14 protein-coding genes are annotated in these 14,685 nt (G+C 65.5%); 5 read left to right on the forward strand and 9 right to left on the reverse strand.

Annotation, left to right across the window (positions count from 1 at the left end; genetic code table 11):
* Window positions 1-11: 11 nt before the first annotated feature.
* Complete coding sequence (locus tag A5636_RS12015; RefSeq protein ID WP_065158860.1) at window positions 12-1,442, forward strand: phytoene desaturase family protein; 1,431 nt, start codon at window positions 12-14, stop codon at window positions 1,440-1,442.
* A gap of 117 nt (window positions 1,443-1,559) precedes the next feature.
* On the forward strand, window positions 1,560-2,159 hold the full coding sequence (wrbA, locus tag A5636_RS12020; RefSeq protein ID WP_065158861.1) for an NAD(P)H:quinone oxidoreductase: 600 nt from the start codon (window positions 1,560-1,562) through the stop codon (window positions 2,157-2,159).
* A gap of 457 nt (window positions 2,160-2,616) precedes the next feature.
* Here the strand turns inward: wrbA and ilvC are convergent, their stop codons facing one another.
* From ilvC to A5636_RS12035, 3 genes are read right to left on the reverse strand one after another with little or no spacing between them, the layout of a single operon-like run.
* Window positions 2,617-3,618, reverse strand: a complete 1,002-nt coding sequence (ilvC, locus tag A5636_RS12025) for a ketol-acid reductoisomerase (RefSeq protein ID WP_172827222.1) — start codon at window positions 3,616-3,618, stop codon at window positions 2,617-2,619.
* A gap of 32 nt (window positions 3,619-3,650) precedes the next feature.
* Entirely contained in the window at window positions 3,651-4,169 is a 519-nt protein-coding gene (gene ilvN / locus A5636_RS12030) for an acetolactate synthase small subunit (protein WP_065158863.1), read from the reverse strand.
* Window positions 4,169-6,049: an acetolactate synthase large subunit gene (locus A5636_RS12035; RefSeq protein ID WP_065158864.1), complete on the reverse strand. Its 1,881-nt coding sequence runs from the start codon at window positions 6,047-6,049 to the stop codon at window positions 4,169-4,171. The genes ilvN and A5636_RS12035 overlap by 1 nt, the downstream gene beginning before the upstream one ends.
* A 241-nt stretch (window positions 6,050-6,290) precedes the next feature.
* Here A5636_RS12035 and A5636_RS12040 point away from each other — a divergent pair, with 241 nt between their 5' ends.
* The gene (locus tag A5636_RS12040) at window positions 6,291-6,668 is read left to right on the forward strand and encodes a PH domain-containing protein (RefSeq protein WP_065158865.1); all 378 of its coding nucleotides are present in this window, start codon (window positions 6,291-6,293) and stop codon (window positions 6,666-6,668) included.
* Here the strand turns inward: A5636_RS12040 and A5636_RS12045 are convergent, their stop codons facing one another.
* Window positions 6,669-7,511, reverse strand: a complete 843-nt coding sequence (locus A5636_RS12045; protein ID WP_065158866.1) for a DoxX family protein — start codon at window positions 7,509-7,511, stop codon at window positions 6,669-6,671. It abuts the gene before it with no gap.
* Between the two features lie 412 nt (window positions 7,512-7,923).
* Here A5636_RS12045 and A5636_RS12050 point away from each other — a divergent pair, with 412 nt between their 5' ends.
* Window positions 7,924-9,045, forward strand: a complete 1,122-nt coding sequence (locus A5636_RS12050; RefSeq protein ID WP_065158867.1) for a PQQ-dependent sugar dehydrogenase — start codon at window positions 7,924-7,926, stop codon at window positions 9,043-9,045.
* A gap of 21 nt (window positions 9,046-9,066) precedes the next feature.
* On the opposite strand, the gene A5636_RS12055 is transcribed toward A5636_RS12050, so the two are convergent.
* Together A5636_RS12055 and A5636_RS12060 are read right to left on the reverse strand one after the other, a co-directional pair.
* Window positions 9,067-9,603 (reverse strand): flavin reductase family protein, encoded by a 537-nt coding sequence (locus tag A5636_RS12055; RefSeq protein ID WP_155763780.1) that lies wholly within the window; start codon window positions 9,601-9,603, stop codon window positions 9,067-9,069.
* 139 nt (window positions 9,604-9,742) lie between these two features.
* Window positions 9,743-10,231, reverse strand: coding sequence for a flavin reductase family protein (locus A5636_RS12060; RefSeq protein ID WP_367592514.1), 489 nt, complete (start codon window positions 10,229-10,231; stop codon window positions 9,743-9,745).
* Between the two features lie 49 nt (window positions 10,232-10,280).
* Between A5636_RS12060 and A5636_RS12065 the strand changes: the two genes are divergently transcribed.
* Window positions 10,281-10,847, forward strand: a complete 567-nt coding sequence (locus tag A5636_RS12065) for an MgtC/SapB family protein (RefSeq protein WP_253900573.1) — start codon at window positions 10,281-10,283, stop codon at window positions 10,845-10,847.
* Here the strand turns inward: A5636_RS12065 and gatB are convergent.
* The 3 genes from gatB to A5636_RS12080 form a co-directional block, all read right to left on the reverse strand.
* Window positions 10,838-12,346: an Asp-tRNA(Asn)/Glu-tRNA(Gln) amidotransferase subunit GatB gene (gene gatB / locus A5636_RS12070; RefSeq protein ID WP_065158869.1), complete on the reverse strand. Its 1,509-nt coding sequence runs from the start codon at window positions 12,344-12,346 to the stop codon at window positions 10,838-10,840. The genes A5636_RS12065 and gatB overlap by 10 nt on opposite strands.
* Before the next feature lie 66 nt (window positions 12,347-12,412).
* On the reverse strand, window positions 12,413-13,540 hold the full coding sequence (locus tag A5636_RS12075; protein WP_081287745.1) for a MinD/ParA family ATP-binding protein: 1,128 nt from the start codon (window positions 13,538-13,540) through the stop codon (window positions 12,413-12,415).
* Between the two features lie 85 nt (window positions 13,541-13,625).
* Window positions 13,626-14,657 carry an ATP-dependent 6-phosphofructokinase gene (locus tag A5636_RS12080; protein WP_065158870.1) on the reverse strand — a complete coding sequence of 344 codons (1,032 nt, stop codon included), beginning with the start codon at window positions 14,655-14,657 and terminating at the stop codon, window positions 13,626-13,628.
* Window positions 14,658-14,685 lie beyond the last annotated feature (28 nt).

Raw genomic sequence — 14,685 nt, forward strand, 5'->3', positions numbered from 1 at the left:
GTAATTCACAGATGGACGTCACCGTCATCGGCAGCGGACCCAACGGACTCGCCGCGGCCGTAATCTGCGCTCGTGCCGGATTGAAAGTGCAGGTCATCGAGGCCCAGCCGACCTTCGGTGGGGGCGCCCGCAGTGCCGCGGACATCGAATTTCCCGGTGTTTCGCATGACGTCTGTTCGGCGGTGCATCCGTTGGCGTACGCGTCGCCATTCTTCGCCGAGTTCGACCTGTCCACGCGCGGGGTCGGTTTGGCTGTGCCGGAGATTTCCTATGCCAATCCGCTTCCGGGCCGGCCCGCGGCGATCGCATATCGCGACTTGGAACGCACCTGCGCCGAGTTGGATAACGGTGCGGCGTGGCGTCGCTTCCTCGGTCCCCTGGTGTCGAATACCGATGCGGTGGTTGCGTTCCTATTGGGCGATAAACGTTCGGTGCCACGGTCATTGGTGCCCGTCGCGCGACTCGGGCTGCGCATGCTTAGCCAGGGCACCCCGGCGTGGGCGGCGTTGCACGGTGACGACGCACGTGCTTTGTTCACCGGCGTTGCCGCCCATGCGATTACGCCGTTACCGTCGCTGGCGTCCGCGGGTGCGGGCCTCATGCTGTCGACCCTCGCCCATTCCGTCGGCTGGCCCATACCTGTTGGTGGCACCCAGAAGATTTCCGATGCCCTGATCGCCGATCTGCGTGCGCACGGCGGCGAACTGACGTCAGGCGTGCACGTTGATTCCCCGCCCGAGGGTGTCGCGGTTTTCGATACGGCCCCGACGACGCTGCTGCGGGTGTACCGTGACACGATCCCCGCGCGGTACGCAAAATCGTTGCAGCACTACCGATTCGGCGCGGGTGCGGCCAAGGTGGACTTCGTCCTCAACGATGAGATCCCGTGGTCGGACCCACGGCTCAAGCACGCGCCGACCTTACATCTCGGGGGTACCCGCGCGGAGATGGCGCAGGCGGAGGCAGACATCGCCGCGGGGCGCCATGCGCAGCTGCCGATGGTGCTCGGATCGTCTGCGCACCTTGCCGATCCCGGCCGAATCGACGCGGACGGCCACCGGCCATTCTGGACCTACGCACACGTGCCCGCGGGATCGACGGTCGACGCGACCGAGGCCGTCACCGCAGTCGTCGAGCGGTTCGCGCCCGGGTTTCGTGACGTTGTGGTCGCGGTCCGCAGTGTGCCGGCCGCGCGGATGGCCGAGCACAACGCCAACTATGTCGGCGGCGATATCGCGGTGGGCGGGGCCTCGGTGTTCCGCGCCACGTTGGGCCCCACGCCGAGGCTAAACCCTTGGAGCACACCAATTCCCGGGGTTTACCTATGCTCGGCGGCCACCCCGCCGGGCGCCGGGGTGCACGGCATGGGCGGTTACTACGCCGCGCGCACGCTGTTGCGTCGCGAATTCGGGATCGGGGACATGCCTGCGCTGGGGCCGTGAGGGTCTCCACGATTTGGCCGGCCTGACAATTTGGTAGACATGTCGTGACGTTCGGTGGCGGGCGCGCCAACAAAGCGGGGCGTCCCGTCAACGCCAAGGACGGCCTACGCTATTCGGGTGACAAAACTCGCGATCATTTACTACTCAGCCACCGGGCACGGCACCTCGATGGCCAAGCGCGTGGCTGCGGCGGCCGAGGCCGCCGGCGCTGAGGTGCGCGTGCGCCACATCGCTGAGACCCGCGATCCCGCCTCGTTCGCGCACAACCCGGCGTGGACGGCGAATTACGAAGCCACCAAGGATCTTCCGGCGGCAACCGGCGACGACATCGTGTGGGCCGACGCGGTGATCTTCGGCTCCCCCACTCGCTTCGCCGCCACGACATCGCAATTCCAAACGTTCATGGATTCGCTGGGCGGCCTGTGGGCGCAGGGCAAGCTTGCCGACAAGGTCTACGCGGCCTGGACATCCACGGAATCTCCGCACGGTGGGCAGGAGACGACGCTGACGGGTCTGTACAACTCGCTCATGCATTTCGGAGGCATCATCGTGCCGCCCGGATACACCGATCCCCTGAAATTCGTCGACGGCAACCCCTACGGGGTGGGCCTGGTCGCCAACCGCGACAACATCACCGAATTCGACCAGTCCACCTCCGACGCCCTGGACCACCTGGCGCGCCGGGTAGTTCAGATCGCGGACCGACTGGCGTCATAGGCCGCAACCCGCGGGCGGCACCGCAACGCGTTGGGCCGCGCACGGACGCGCCGCGCACCGGGGCGCCGCGACACTGAAACCACGTACACGACACGCCGCGACAGGCGTACGTGGGTTCAGTCTCGACGCATACGCCTGGTTGCCGCGCAGCGGGCGAGCCGCGCAGCGGGCGCCGCGGGTTGGGCGCGCCGCGCAGCGGGCGCCGCGGGTTGGGCGCGCCGCGACACTGAAACCACGTACACGACACGCCGCGACAGGTGTACGTGGGTTCAGTCTCGACGCATACGCCTGGTTGCCGCGCAGCGGGCGAGCCGCGCAGCGGGCGCGCCGCGCAGCGGGGCGCCGCGACACTGAAACCACGTACACGACACGCCGCGACAGGTGTACGTGGGTTCAGTCTCGACGGATACGCCTGGGCCGCGCGGCGGACGCGCCGCGCCCGCCTCATAGCGCCGCGCTACGCCGTTTCGGTGATGGGGCGATCCACCCAGCTCATCAGGTCGCGCAGCTTCTTGCCGGTGACCTCGATCGGGTGCTCGGCATTCTCCTTGCGCAGCTGTTCGAGCTGCTTGTTGCCGCCTTCCACGTTGGCGACCAGCTTTTTGGTGAAGGTGCCGTTCTGGATGTCCCGCAGGATGTCGCGCATCCGCTGCTTGGTGTCGGCGTCGATAACGCGGGGACCCGACAGATAGCCGCCGAACTCCGCGGTGTCGGACACCGAGTAGTTCATCCGGGCAATCCCGCCCTCGTACATCAGGTCGACGATCAACTTCAGCTCGTGCAGCACCTCGAAGTACGCCATCTCCGGCGGGTATCCCGCCTCGACCATCACGTCGAAGCCGGTCTTCACCAATTCCTCTGTGCCACCGCACAATACGGCCTGCTCACCGAACAGGTCGGTTTCGGTCTCGTCTTTGAAGGTGGTCTTGATGACACCAGCGCGGGTGCCGCCGATCGCCTTCGCATACGACAGGGCCAGCGCCTCGCCTGCACCGGTCGGGTCCTGGTCGACGGCGATCAGGGCAGGCACGCCCTTGCCGTCCACGAACTGACGCCGAACAAGGTGCCCTGGACCTTTGGGGGCAACCATCGCGACGGTGACATTGGCCGGCGGCTTGATCAGGTCGAAGTGGATGTTTAGGCCGTGGCCGAAGAACAGCGCGTCGCCCTCGTTGAGGTTGGGTTCGATGTCGTTCTTGAAGATGTCGGCCTGGGCGGTGTCTGGCGCGAGCAGCATGATGACGTCGGCCCACTTGGCGACCTCGGCAGGCGTGTCGACCTCGAGGCCCTGCTCTTCGACCTTGGCACGGGACTTCGAGCCTTCCTTGAGCCCGACCTTCACCTCGACGCCGGAGTCACGCAGGCTTAACGAGTGCGCGTGCCCCTGGCTGCCGTAGCCGATCACACCGACCTTGCGGCCCTGAATGATCGACAGGTCGGCGTCGTCGTCATAGAACATCTCTAATGCCACGTTGAATATCTCCTTAATTGCTACTTCGTGCTGCTGCCGATACTGCGCGGGCCGCGGGCCATGGAGACCACACCGGACTGAACGATCTCTTTGATGCCGAACGGTTCCAGCAGTCGCAGCAGCGCTTCGAGCTTGCCGCGGTTGCCGGTGGCCTCGACGGTCAACGACTCCGGGGATACGTCAATCACATTGGCGCGGAACAGGTTTACTGCCTCGATTACCTGGCTGCGGGTGCCGGCGTCGGCCCGCACCTTGATCAGCGCCAATTCCCGGTCCACCGAGTTGTCGACGTCCTGCTCGACGATCTTGATCACGTTGACCAGTTTGTTGAGCTGCTTGGTGATCTGCTCGAGCGGCGTCGTCTCGGCCGACACCACGATCGTCATCCGCGACATGTCCTTCTGTTCGGTACCGCCGACGGCCAGCGACTCGATGTTGAAGCCGCGCCGGGAGAACAGCGCCGCCACCCGAGCGAGCACACCCGGCTTGTCCTCCACCAGAACCGAGAGCGTGTGTGTCTTCGTCGCGCTGGCGGACATCAGGCGTGCCCTTCGGTGACGTCGTCGAACAGCGGACGGATGCCGCGCGCGGCCTGGATTTCGTCGTTGCTGGTGCCAGCGGCGACCATCGGCCAGACCTGCGCGTCGGCGCCGACGATGAAGTCAATGACGACCGGACGGTCGTTGATCTCCCGCGCCCGGTTGATCATCTCTTCGACGTCTTCTTCTCGCTCGCAACGCATTCCGACACACCCGAGCGCCTCGGCCAGCTTCACGAAATCGGGGATGCGGTGCGAGTGCGTGGCCAGGTCGGTCTGCGAGTAACGCTCTTCGTAGAAGAGGGTCTGCCATTGACGCACCATGCCCAGGTTGCCGTTGTTGATCAGGGCCACCTTGATCGGGATGCCTTCGATCGCACACGTCGCCAGTTCCTGATTGGTCATCTGGAAGCAGCCGTCGCCGTCGATCGCCCACACCTCGGTGTCCGGCAGGGCGATTTTGGCGCCCATGGCCGCCGGGATGGCGAAGCCCATGGTCCCCAGACCGCCGGAATTCAGCCAGGTGCGCGGCTTTTCGTACTTGATGAACTGCGCGGCCCACATCTGGTGCTGGCCGACGCCGGCCACATAGATGGCGTCCGGACCGGCGATCTGACCCAGCTTCTCGATCACGTATTCCGGGCCCAGGCTGCCGTCGCTCTGTGGGTCGTAGCTCAGCGGGTACGTCTTGCGAACGCCCTCCAGGTACTCCCACCACTCCGTCATCTCGATGTTGCCCGGAGTGTCGTAGTGGCGCAGCATCTCGATGAGGTCGGTGATGACGTTCTTGACGTCGCCCACGATCGGCACGTCGGCGTGCCGGTTCTTGCCGATCTCGGCCGGGTCGATGTCGGCGTGGATCACCTTGGCCTCGGGCGCGAACGATTCCAGCTTGCCGGTCACCCGGTCGTCGAAGCGGGTGCCCAGCGCGATCAGCAGGTCGCTGCGCTGCAGCGCCGCGACCGCGCCGACGGTGCCGTGCATGCCCGGCATGCCCATGTTCAGCCGGTGACTGTCGGGGAAGGCGCCCCGCGCCATCAAAGTGGTGACCACCGGGATGCCGGTCAGCTCGGCCAGCTCGTGCAGTTCCTCGGTCGCCTCGCCGCGGATGATGCCGCCGCCGACGTACAGCACCGGCTTGTGCGCGGCCGCGATCAGCTTGGCGGCCTCACGGATCTGCCGGTTGTGGGGTTTGGTGTTCGGCTTGTAGCCGGGCAGCTCCATGCGCGGCGGCCAGCTGAAAGTGCACTGGCCCTGCAGCACGTCCTTGGGGATGTCGACGAGAACAGCTCCGGGACGGCCGCTCGCGGCGATGTGGAAGGCTTCGGCGATCACCTGCGGGATCTCGTCGCCGGTGCGGACCAGGAAGTTGTGCTTGGTGATCGGCATCGTGATGCCCGAGATGTCGGCCTCCTGGAACGCGTCCGTTCCGATCAGCTGCCGCCCGACCTGACCGGTGATCGCGACCACCGGGATGGAATCCATCTGCGCGTCGGCCAGCGGCGTCACCAGGTTGGTGGCACCGGGACCGGAGGTCGCCATACACACCCCGACCCGGCCGGTGGCGTGCGCGTAACCGCTGGCGGCGTGCCCGGCGCCCTGCTCGTGCCGCACCAGGACGTGGCGCAGCTGCTGGGAGTCGAACAGCGGGTCATACACGGGCAGCACCGCGCCACCCGGAATCCCGAAGATGATGTCGACGTCGAGCGCCTCCAATGACCGGATTACCGCCTGCGCACCGGTAAGTTGTTGCGGTGCAATGCGTTTGGGCTGTCCGGTGGCCGGCCTGGATGCTGCCTTGCCGGCGTCCGAGGCGATTTCGGCCGCCTTCTGCGATGCAGGCGTCGGGGCCGGTGCCGCTGACTTGGTGGGTGCGCTCACTGTTTCCTCTTAGGTCTTTTTCTGCTTTGGCGTCTCGGGGCAAGAAAAAACCCCCGCCAGCTGAGCTGCTGCACGAGGGTCGCGTTGGTGCTCGATAGAGCTAGTCAGGCACCAACGCGCCGACTAATTACTACGAGCATTCCGTGTTGCATAGCGTCCGACGGTAGTCTTCGCACAGCTCAACCGTCAAATCCGGTGCTTGTGGGCAACCCTTGGCGCTGCGCGATGGAATGATGCGAGGGTGGTTACTGACTCACCGGTGCTGATCAAGGTGTCGCCCGTAGCGCATCTGGCTGTCGGATTCGTGACGCTGTGCCTGCTGATCCCGGTCACGGCGTTCCCCTGGAGCGTGCCCCTGCTGCTCATTCCCGCGTTGTTGTCGGCGATGATCGTCCGGCTTCGGACGGTCGCCGACGATCGCGGTGTGACGGTGCGGACCCTGCTGGGCAGTCGATCGATCGCATGGGACGACATCGACGGACTGCGGTTCCACAAAGGGTCGTGGGCGCGCGCCAAGCTCAAGGACGGGTCAGAGGTGCGGCTGCCCGCGGTGACCTTCGCGACGCTGCCTCAGCTGACCGAGGCCAGCTCGGGGCGGGTGCCGAACCCCTACCGCTGATCAGGCGAGTGGATTCACCCCGTTGAGCAGCACCCACACAGCGATGCCAGCGGCTATGCCCGCCAGCAGCGCCACGAACGAGCCGATGAACGGCCGAGTCGCCCAGCCGCGGCTCGCGTCCAGGCCGTAACGGCCCGGACCGACCAGGATGACGGCCACGGCCATGACGATCAGGGTGATCTGGTACTCGTGCCCGTCGGGCAGGAAATAGGCGAAAGTGTTCGACCGCGGCCGCCCCGAGGCCGACGCAAGCAGGCCATTGATCAAGAACGCCAGCGCGCCGGCGGCCGCGATCGGGGTGAACAAACCCAAAACCAGGAGCACGCCCGCAACAATCTCGCCACCGGCGCTGACGTAGGACAGGATGTCGGCGTGCTGGAAGCCGATGTCGCTCAGCGCGTTCTTGAAGCTGTGCAGGCCGGACCCGCCCCACCAGCCAAACAGCTTCTGCAGCCCGTGCGCGATCAGCACCACACCCAGACCGACCCGCAGCACCAACAGGCCGAAGTTCTGCGTGCCGCGCCGTCCCGCCGCCCGGAACCGCTCGTCTTCGTCGTCGAAGTCGGCCACCGCGGTCGTCGCCGGCACCTGTCGCGCTGCCTGCGGCTGCACGTAAGGCAACGGTTCCTGCCCGTCGAGCGGGCTGTATCCCGGTACGGCTCCGGAATTGGCGTCGTAAGGCGGGATGATGGTGGTGGTTCCCGTGTTTCCGAAGTCGCCCGCATACCCCGCCGGAGTCAGGTCGTCCTCCGGGTCGACCAGGCTTGCTGAGGCGGGGCGTCCCGGTGTCAGACCTGGAGAATGCTCAGGCCGCTGCCAAAGTGCTTCATTCGAACTGGTCACGCGTGCCAGGGTAAGGGCTTTTGCTGCGGATTCTGGGATTTGCGACGGCGCTTTCGCCTGTTAAATCCATATTTTTGCGCGTCGAATGTTCAGTTGGGGGCGGAAACCGGCTAACGATGCCGAGAATCCACGTGCAGTTCACCCAACGCGGTTGGTTGATGATCACCGTGGCGGCCCGCAAGTGGACGAGTTGGTGCAGGACCAGCGCCGACAAATCATCGGCAGGTGCGCATCGTCCACGAAGACGAACAGGCGGTCGCGCTGGGTGCAAGCACGGCGAAAATGCTAAGGAATCATTTGTGCTCATCAGGGCGCAATGCAGTACTGGTCTGCCGGGGTCAGTATGGGCGGGCGGATCCGCGCCCGGTGGCAGGTGAGAGTTGCTGTCGCAAATTCCCGTAGCCTGTCGGTCATGCGGATACGGCGGTCGCTTCGGTGCGTGCTGGCTGCGCTGTGCGCCGCGGTGCTGCTGGCCAGCGGCTGCGCCCGGTTCAATGACGCTCAGTCGCAACCGTTCACCACGAACCCCGAACTCAAGCCGCAGCCCAGCTCGACGCCTCCCCCGCCGCCGCCTCTACCACCCACGCCGTTCCCTAAGGCCTGTCCGGCTCCCGGTGTGATGCAGGGCTGCCTGGAGAGCACGAGCGGGTTGATCATGGGTGTCGACAGCAAGACTGCCCTGGTCGCCGAGCGCACCACCGGAGCCATCAAGGAAATTTCGGTCAGCGCCGAACCCAAGCTGAAGATGGTCATTCCGGTGGACGGGTCCGGAGATGGCGGGCTGATGGACATCGTGCTGTCGCCCACTTTTTCTCAGGACCGGTTGATGTACGCCTACATCAGCACTCCCTCGGACAACCGCGTCATTCGGATCGCCGAAGGGGACGTGCCCAAGGACATCCTGACCGGCATCCCCAAGGGCGCCACCGGGAACACAGGCGCATTGATTTTCACCAGCCCGACCACGCTGGTGGTGATGACCGGCGACGCCGGCAACCCCGCTATGGCCGCCGATCCCGGCTCGCTGGCGGGCAAAGTGCTGCGGATCGAACAGCCCACCACCATTGGGCAGGCACCGCCGACGACGGCGTTGTCCGGCGTGGGTTCCGGCGGCGGGTTGTGCATCGATCCTGTCGACGGTTCGCTGTACGTCGCCGACCGCACGCCCGGGGCGGACCGCTTGCAGCGGATCACCAAGAAGTCCGAGGTGTCGACGGTGTGGACGTGGCCGGACCGGCCCGGTGTTGCAGGTTGCGCGGCCATGGACGGCACCGTTTTGGTGAACCTGATCAACACCAAGCTGACCGTGGCGGTGCGGCTCGCACCGAAAACGGGTGCGGTCACCGGGGAACCCGATGTTGTCCGCAAGGACACGCACGCGCACGCATGGGCACTGCGGATGTCACCGGACGGCAACGTCTGGGGGGCCACGGTCAACAAGACCGCCGGTGACGCCGAGAAGCTCGATGACGTGGTGTTCCCGTTGTTCCCACAGGGTGGCGGCTTCCCGCGGAACAACGACGACAAGACGTAGCCAGTCGAGCAGCCGCCCCTATCAGGGCACGTCGAGAGTGAACCGCACGCCGTACTTGCGTGTCGCTTCTGAACGATCCCCGCTGTAGAGCCGTGGCGGCGCTTCCTGACCGGGGTCGACGTCGTCGATATCGGACAGGTAGAGCAGTTCCTCGGAGCTCTGCGGCGCCCAGCCCGCGACCGGTTCCAGCAGATAGGCCACGTGATCGGCGACTTCACTTCGGCTCAATGTGCGGCCGACGAACCACGCGGCGGCATCGTCGAGAATCGGCATCCCCAAGGGGCCGCCGCGCCACGCGCAGTGCGCGAAGGGGTCGCCTTGCTGGTCACCCTGGCAGCCGAACAGTTCGGCCAAGGCATGCTGGCGGCGCGGCAACACATGCACCGCGAGGTATTCGGACCTGCTTGCCATCTGGTGGATGCCATCGGCCAGCGGCAGGCCGACCATGAAGCTGGGTGGCTGCACACTCGTCTGGGTGGCGAACGCGACCAGACAACCGGACGGATTACCGTCGGCCTGAGTTGTCACCACGAACACCGGCGTGTCCAGCATTGCCATCAGGTCGTCGAACGATTCATCGATCACCTCAACATCATGGGTCTGGATGTCGGCTTCCGACACTGTTTCGGCCTATTAGATGGCGAGTTCTTATGCGCGGGCCGCCCCGGCACGCTGAATTAAGTTGCGATTCGCGAGGTTACGGTTCGTGCCCGGGTGACACGTCGATGACGTCGACGAAATGGAGAACCTCCGTTGCGTCTTCGGCATACCACGATTCGACCGGGCGCAGCAGATAGCCGACGTGGTCACCGAAGTCGATCCGGTCCAGCGTCTCACCTACCAACCAAGCGACGGCTTCGTCGAGAATCGGCATACCGTTTGGACCGGTGTGCCACGCGCAGTGGTCGAATTTGTCGATCTCGTCGTCGGTTTCGCCGCCGAACAGTTCGGCAAGGTCCTTGGCGCCTGGCGACAGGAGGTGTACCGCCAGGTGGTTCGAACGGGCCGCCACGGCGAAGGTGTGGTTAGTCTTGGACATTCCGACGAGGAACTTCGGCGGATTGATATTGACCTGGGCGGAGAACCCCACCAGGCACCCCGACCGGTGATCGCCTGCCTGCGTCGTCACCGCCACCATCGCGTTGTTCATCATCTTGGTCAACCGAAACAACGATGTGTCACTCACCTCCCCATGATCTATCGCCTAGCCGGATAGCAGCCAGCCATACTCGAAGGTGGAAGTTCTGCTTGGCATGTCCGACGACTATCTGGCGCATGATGGGCCGTCCACGTTGTGGGTGATGGCCAGGGCCGATGCCGCGGTCGATACCCGAGCTCGCCGGGACGATCACGTAGCGACACCGCTTCCGGTGGTGATAACGGCGGCCGGCCTGGTATCGGCGGTGCGACGGAACCCCGATGCGCCCCGACACCAAGCACCAGACGTGGCGCAGTGGGAGGCGATCCGCAGCCACTATCGGGACGTCGCCGAATGGATCGACGACGACACCGGGGCCGATCACCCGGCGGGAATGTCCGCCGACCGCGGCCTCGCCGGCCGGAAGGGTCGCGCGGACATGGTCGACTATCTGATCTCGTTGGACACCGGCGCGGACGACTCGGTTCGCCTCGGCGACGTCGGCTGGTGGCTGTCTGGCAGACCCGACTACTGGGTGACAGCCGGAGAATCCGTTGACGCTGTATCGAACTCGCTAGCGGAATTCCGCCGCGATTACGAACACGCCAGCACCATCGGTCCGCTCAAGATCTATCGCCGTCGAGCGGACCCGCCTCATGCCTGACCGCAAGCGGCGAGCACGAGTTCACGCACCCGCGCCGCGTCAGCCTGTCCGCGGGTCGCCTTCATCACCGCGCCCACGATCGCACCGGCCGCCGCCACCTTGCCCCCCCGGATCTTCTCCGCCACGTCAGGATTAGCCGCCAGCGCCTCGTCGACCGCGGCCTGGGTGAGCGAATCGTCCCGCACCAGCGCCAAGCCCCGTGCGGTCATGACTGTCTCGGGTTCGCCTTCGCCGGCCAGCACACCTTCCACCACCTGGCGGGCCAGCTTGTTGGACAACTTCCCCTCGTCCACCAGAGCGATCACGGCGGCCACCTGCGCCGGTGTGATAGCGAGCGCATCCAATCCGATGCCGGCCTCGTTCGCCTTCTGCACCAGGAAGTTTCCCCACCAGGAACGTGCATCCTTGCTGCCCGCACCGTGTTTGACGGTTTCGGCGACCAGTTCGACCGCGCCGGCGTTGACAAGGTCACGCATCACCTCGTCGGAAATGCCCCACTCGTCCTGAATTCGCTTGCGGGTCAACCACGGCAGTTCGGGAATGCTCTGCCGTAACCGCTCGACCAGCTCGCGGCTGGGCGCGACGGGCTCGAGGTCGGGCTCGGGGAAGTACCGGTAGTCCTGCGCCGTCTCTTTGGCACGGCCCGGGCTGGTATACCCCGCTTCGTGAAAGTGCCGTGTCTCCTGGATGATTTCGCCGCCGGAGAGCAGCACGGCTGCCTGCCGTTGCATCTCGTAACGCACGGCGACCTCGACACTTTTCAGTGAGTTGACGTTCTTGGTCTCGGTTCGGGTGCCGAATTCGGTTGTGCCACTGGGCATCAGCGACACGTTGGCGTCGCAGCGCATCGACCCCTGGTCCATTCGCACATCGGAGACATCCAGTGCACGCAACAGGTCACGCAGCGCCGTGACGTAGGCCCGCGCAATCTGGGGCGCCCGCTCCCCCGCACCCACGATCGGTTTGGTGACAATCTCGATCAGCGGGACGCCCGCGCGGTTGTAGTCGATCAACGACGCCGTAGCGCCTTCGATGCGCCCGGTGTCGCTGCCGATGTGGGTCAGTTTGCCGGTGTCCTCTTCCATGTGGGCGCGCTCGATCTCCACCCGCCAGGTGCTGCCGTCCTCCAACGGCGCCTCGAGATAGCCGTTGATGGCGATCGGCTCGTCGTACTGAGAGATCTGGTAATTCTTCGGCATGTCCGGATAGAAGTAGTTCTTCCGGGCGAACCGGCACCAGTCCACGATCTCGCAGTTCAGCGCGAGACCGATGCGGATCGCCGACTCGACCGCGACCTGGTTGAGCACCGGCAGGGAGCCGGGCAGGCCAAGGCACACCGGACATACCTGGGTGTTCGGCTCGGCACCGAAGGTGGTGGAGCATCCGCAGAACATCTTGGTGGCGGTCGAGAGCTCGACGTGCACTTCCAATCCGAGCACCGGGTCAAAGCGTTCGATGACCTCGTCGTATTCGAGCAGGTCAAACCTGGCAACCGTCATAGGGAACGATCCTAATGGTGATCGCGAGCGCGGCGGAGCCGGGCGAAGCGGGCTAAGAGAAGCGGGCTAAAACGAAGCGAGCTGCCGACTCGGAAGCAGTCTTGCCAGCGCGGCGGCCAATTCCAAGTAGCTGCGCCTGCTCGCCTTGCTCAGCCGATCGAGTCCGATCTCCTTGCCCTGATGCACGTGCTCGTCGAAGGGCAACATCACCGTGGCCGCCACCTGGGCGGACAACTGCTCGAGTTCCTTGGCGGCCAGCGGACTGAGCTTGGTCCGTTCGACGTGGTTGACCGCGAGCACGGTCGTTTCCAGCAGCTTGCCGTAGCCGGTGCGGCGCAACCAGTCCAGCGTCGTTCGGGTTTTCTGGATCGCGTCGATGGAGGTGCTGGTGACGACCACCAGAGCGCGCGACTCCGGCAGTACCGCGCCCATCACTCCGGAGTTCAATGCCTTGGGGCAGTCGACCAAAACCACCGAATAGTGGCTGCGCAGAATCGAGAACGCCTTGACGAAGCCCTGGCGACTGATGCTGAAATTGCTGTGCGCGTAGTCCGGCAGCCCCAGCACCTCGAGCCCGGAACTGTTCATGAAGGTGTGCGCCCGCACATCGGAGTAGCGCGCAACGCGGCGGTCCGACAGCAGGTCGGCCAGGCTGAGGTCGTGCCGACGGCCGTGCCGGTCCGCCAGGTCTCCCGCGTCGAGGTCGACGGCGATCACCCGGTCGTGGCGCTGACTGGCGAAGGTCGAACCCAGCGCTTCGACGACCGCGGTCTTGCCGACCCCGCCCTTGAGATTGAGGACCGCGATGGAATACGCGCTGCCCACCGGGGTGCGGATCTGCTCACACAACGAATCCTCGTAGGCAGCGGCCCGGCCGGGGCCGAGGTCGATTCCGACGTAGCGATGGACCCAGTCCCGCCAGCCCCGGCGGACCGGTACCTCCGGAGCAAACTGCTGTTCGATTACGTCCAGGGCTATTCCGCCCGGCGGGCGCTCCCAGGTCACCGGCGGTGACAAGGTGGCCACCGGCGTCGCCGCGGTCGGCACCTCGGTCGCGCCGCACAGCGGCTGGGGCTCGGTGCTCAGGCCGCTCAGAGGAACGGGGCGCCACGTGGGGCCGCCCTGGCTTCTAAGCCGCCGAGCCGGTGCAGCGGGCTGGGCAGCGATGCCGCGATGGGGACCGCGGATGTACATAAACCAACGTATAGCCGATTCTTATAAACCAGAAACCAGCAAACCGGTGAACCGCGGACTACCGACGAACCAACAGCCGGCGACGTCAGCCGAAGAAGGCGGCGGCGTCGTCGTACCGGCTCTCCGGCACCAGCTTGAGTTGGCGCGTCGCATCGGCCAACGCCACCCGTCCGATGTCCTGCCCACGCAGCGACACCATCTGGCCGTACTCCCCGGCATGCGCCGCGTCGGCGGCGTTGACCCCAAATCGAGTGGCCAACACCCGGTCGTAGGCGGTCGGGGAACCACCCCGCTGCACATGGCCCAGCACGGTCACGCGCACGTCCTTATTGATGCGCTTCTCCACCTCGAGTCCGAGCTGTGCCGCCACTCCGGTGAATTTCTCGTGGCCGAACTCGTCAATCCCGCCCTCGCGCAACGCAATCGAACCCGCCACCGGTTTGGCACCCTCGGCCACCACACAAATGAAGTGTGAATCCCCGCGCTGGAACCGGCGTTTGACGAGCCGGCAAACTTCTTCGACATCGAAGGGCTGCTCGGGGATCAGCGTCATGTGCGCACCGGACGCCAGGCCGGCGTTCAGCGCGATCCACCCCGCGTGCCGTCCCATCACCTCGACCAGCATCACCCGCTGGTGCGATTCGGCGGTGCTGTGCAGCCGGTCGATGGCGTCGGTGGCTACTGTCAGCGCGGTGTCGTGACCGAACGTCACGTCGGTGCAATCGATGTCGTTGTCGATGGTTTTCGGCACCCCGACCACGGGCACGTTCTCCTCGGAGAGCCAGTGCGCCGCCGTCAACGTGCCTTCCCCGCCGATAGGTATCAGGACGTCGATGCCGTTGTCGTCCAAGGTCTGCTTGATCCGGTCCAATCCGGCGCGCAATATCTCCGGGTGCACGCGCGCCGTGCCCAGCATCGTCCCGCCCTTGGCCAGCAGTCGGTCGTTGCGGTCGTCGTTGCGCAGTTGCATCCGCCGGTTTTCCAGCAGTCCTCGCCAACCGTCCTGGAATCCCACCACTGACGAGCCGTACCGGCCGTCACAGGTGCGCACTACCGCCCTGATGACCGCATTGAGGCCGGGACAGTCGCCACCGCCGGTGAGAACTCCAATCCGCATATCCTCATCTTGCCCTGAGGCCCGCTAC

Source organism: Mycobacterium asiaticum (assembly GCF_001673315.1).
GTDB lineage: Bacteria > Actinomycetota > Actinomycetes > Mycobacteriales > Mycobacteriaceae > Mycobacterium > Mycobacterium asiaticum_B.

What these genes read in the sequence shown, in the direction of transcription:
- ilvN (WP_065158863.1), bottom strand. Translation starts at nt 4,169, where the DNA reads ATGTCCGCCAGCGCGACGAAGACACACACGCTCTCGGTTCTGGTGGAG.
- A5636_RS12075 (WP_081287745.1), bottom strand. Translation starts at nt 13,540, where the DNA reads ATGTACATCCGCGGTCCCCATCGCGGCATCGCTGCCCAGCCCGCTGCA.
- A5636_RS12080 (WP_065158870.1), bottom strand. Translation starts at nt 14,657, where the DNA reads ATGCGGATTGGAGTTCTCACCGGCGGTGGCGACTGTCCCGGCCTCAAT.
- A5636_RS12050 (WP_065158867.1), top strand. Translation starts at nt 7,924, where the DNA reads ATGCGGATACGGCGGTCGCTTCGGTGCGTGCTGGCTGCGCTGTGCGCC.
- A5636_RS12055 (WP_155763780.1), bottom strand. Translation starts at nt 9,603, where the DNA reads ATGGCAATGCTGGACACGCCGGTGTTCGTGGTGACAACTCAGGCCGAC.
- gatB (WP_065158869.1), bottom strand. Translation starts at nt 12,346, where the DNA reads ATGACGGTTGCCAGGTTTGACCTGCTCGAATACGACGAGGTCATCGAA.
- ilvC (WP_172827222.1), bottom strand. Translation starts at nt 3,618, where the DNA reads ATGTTCTATGACGACGACGCCGACCTGTCGATCATTCAGGGCCGCAAG.
- A5636_RS12015 (WP_065158860.1), top strand. Translation starts at nt 12, where the DNA reads ATGGACGTCACCGTCATCGGCAGCGGACCCAACGGACTCGCCGCGGCC.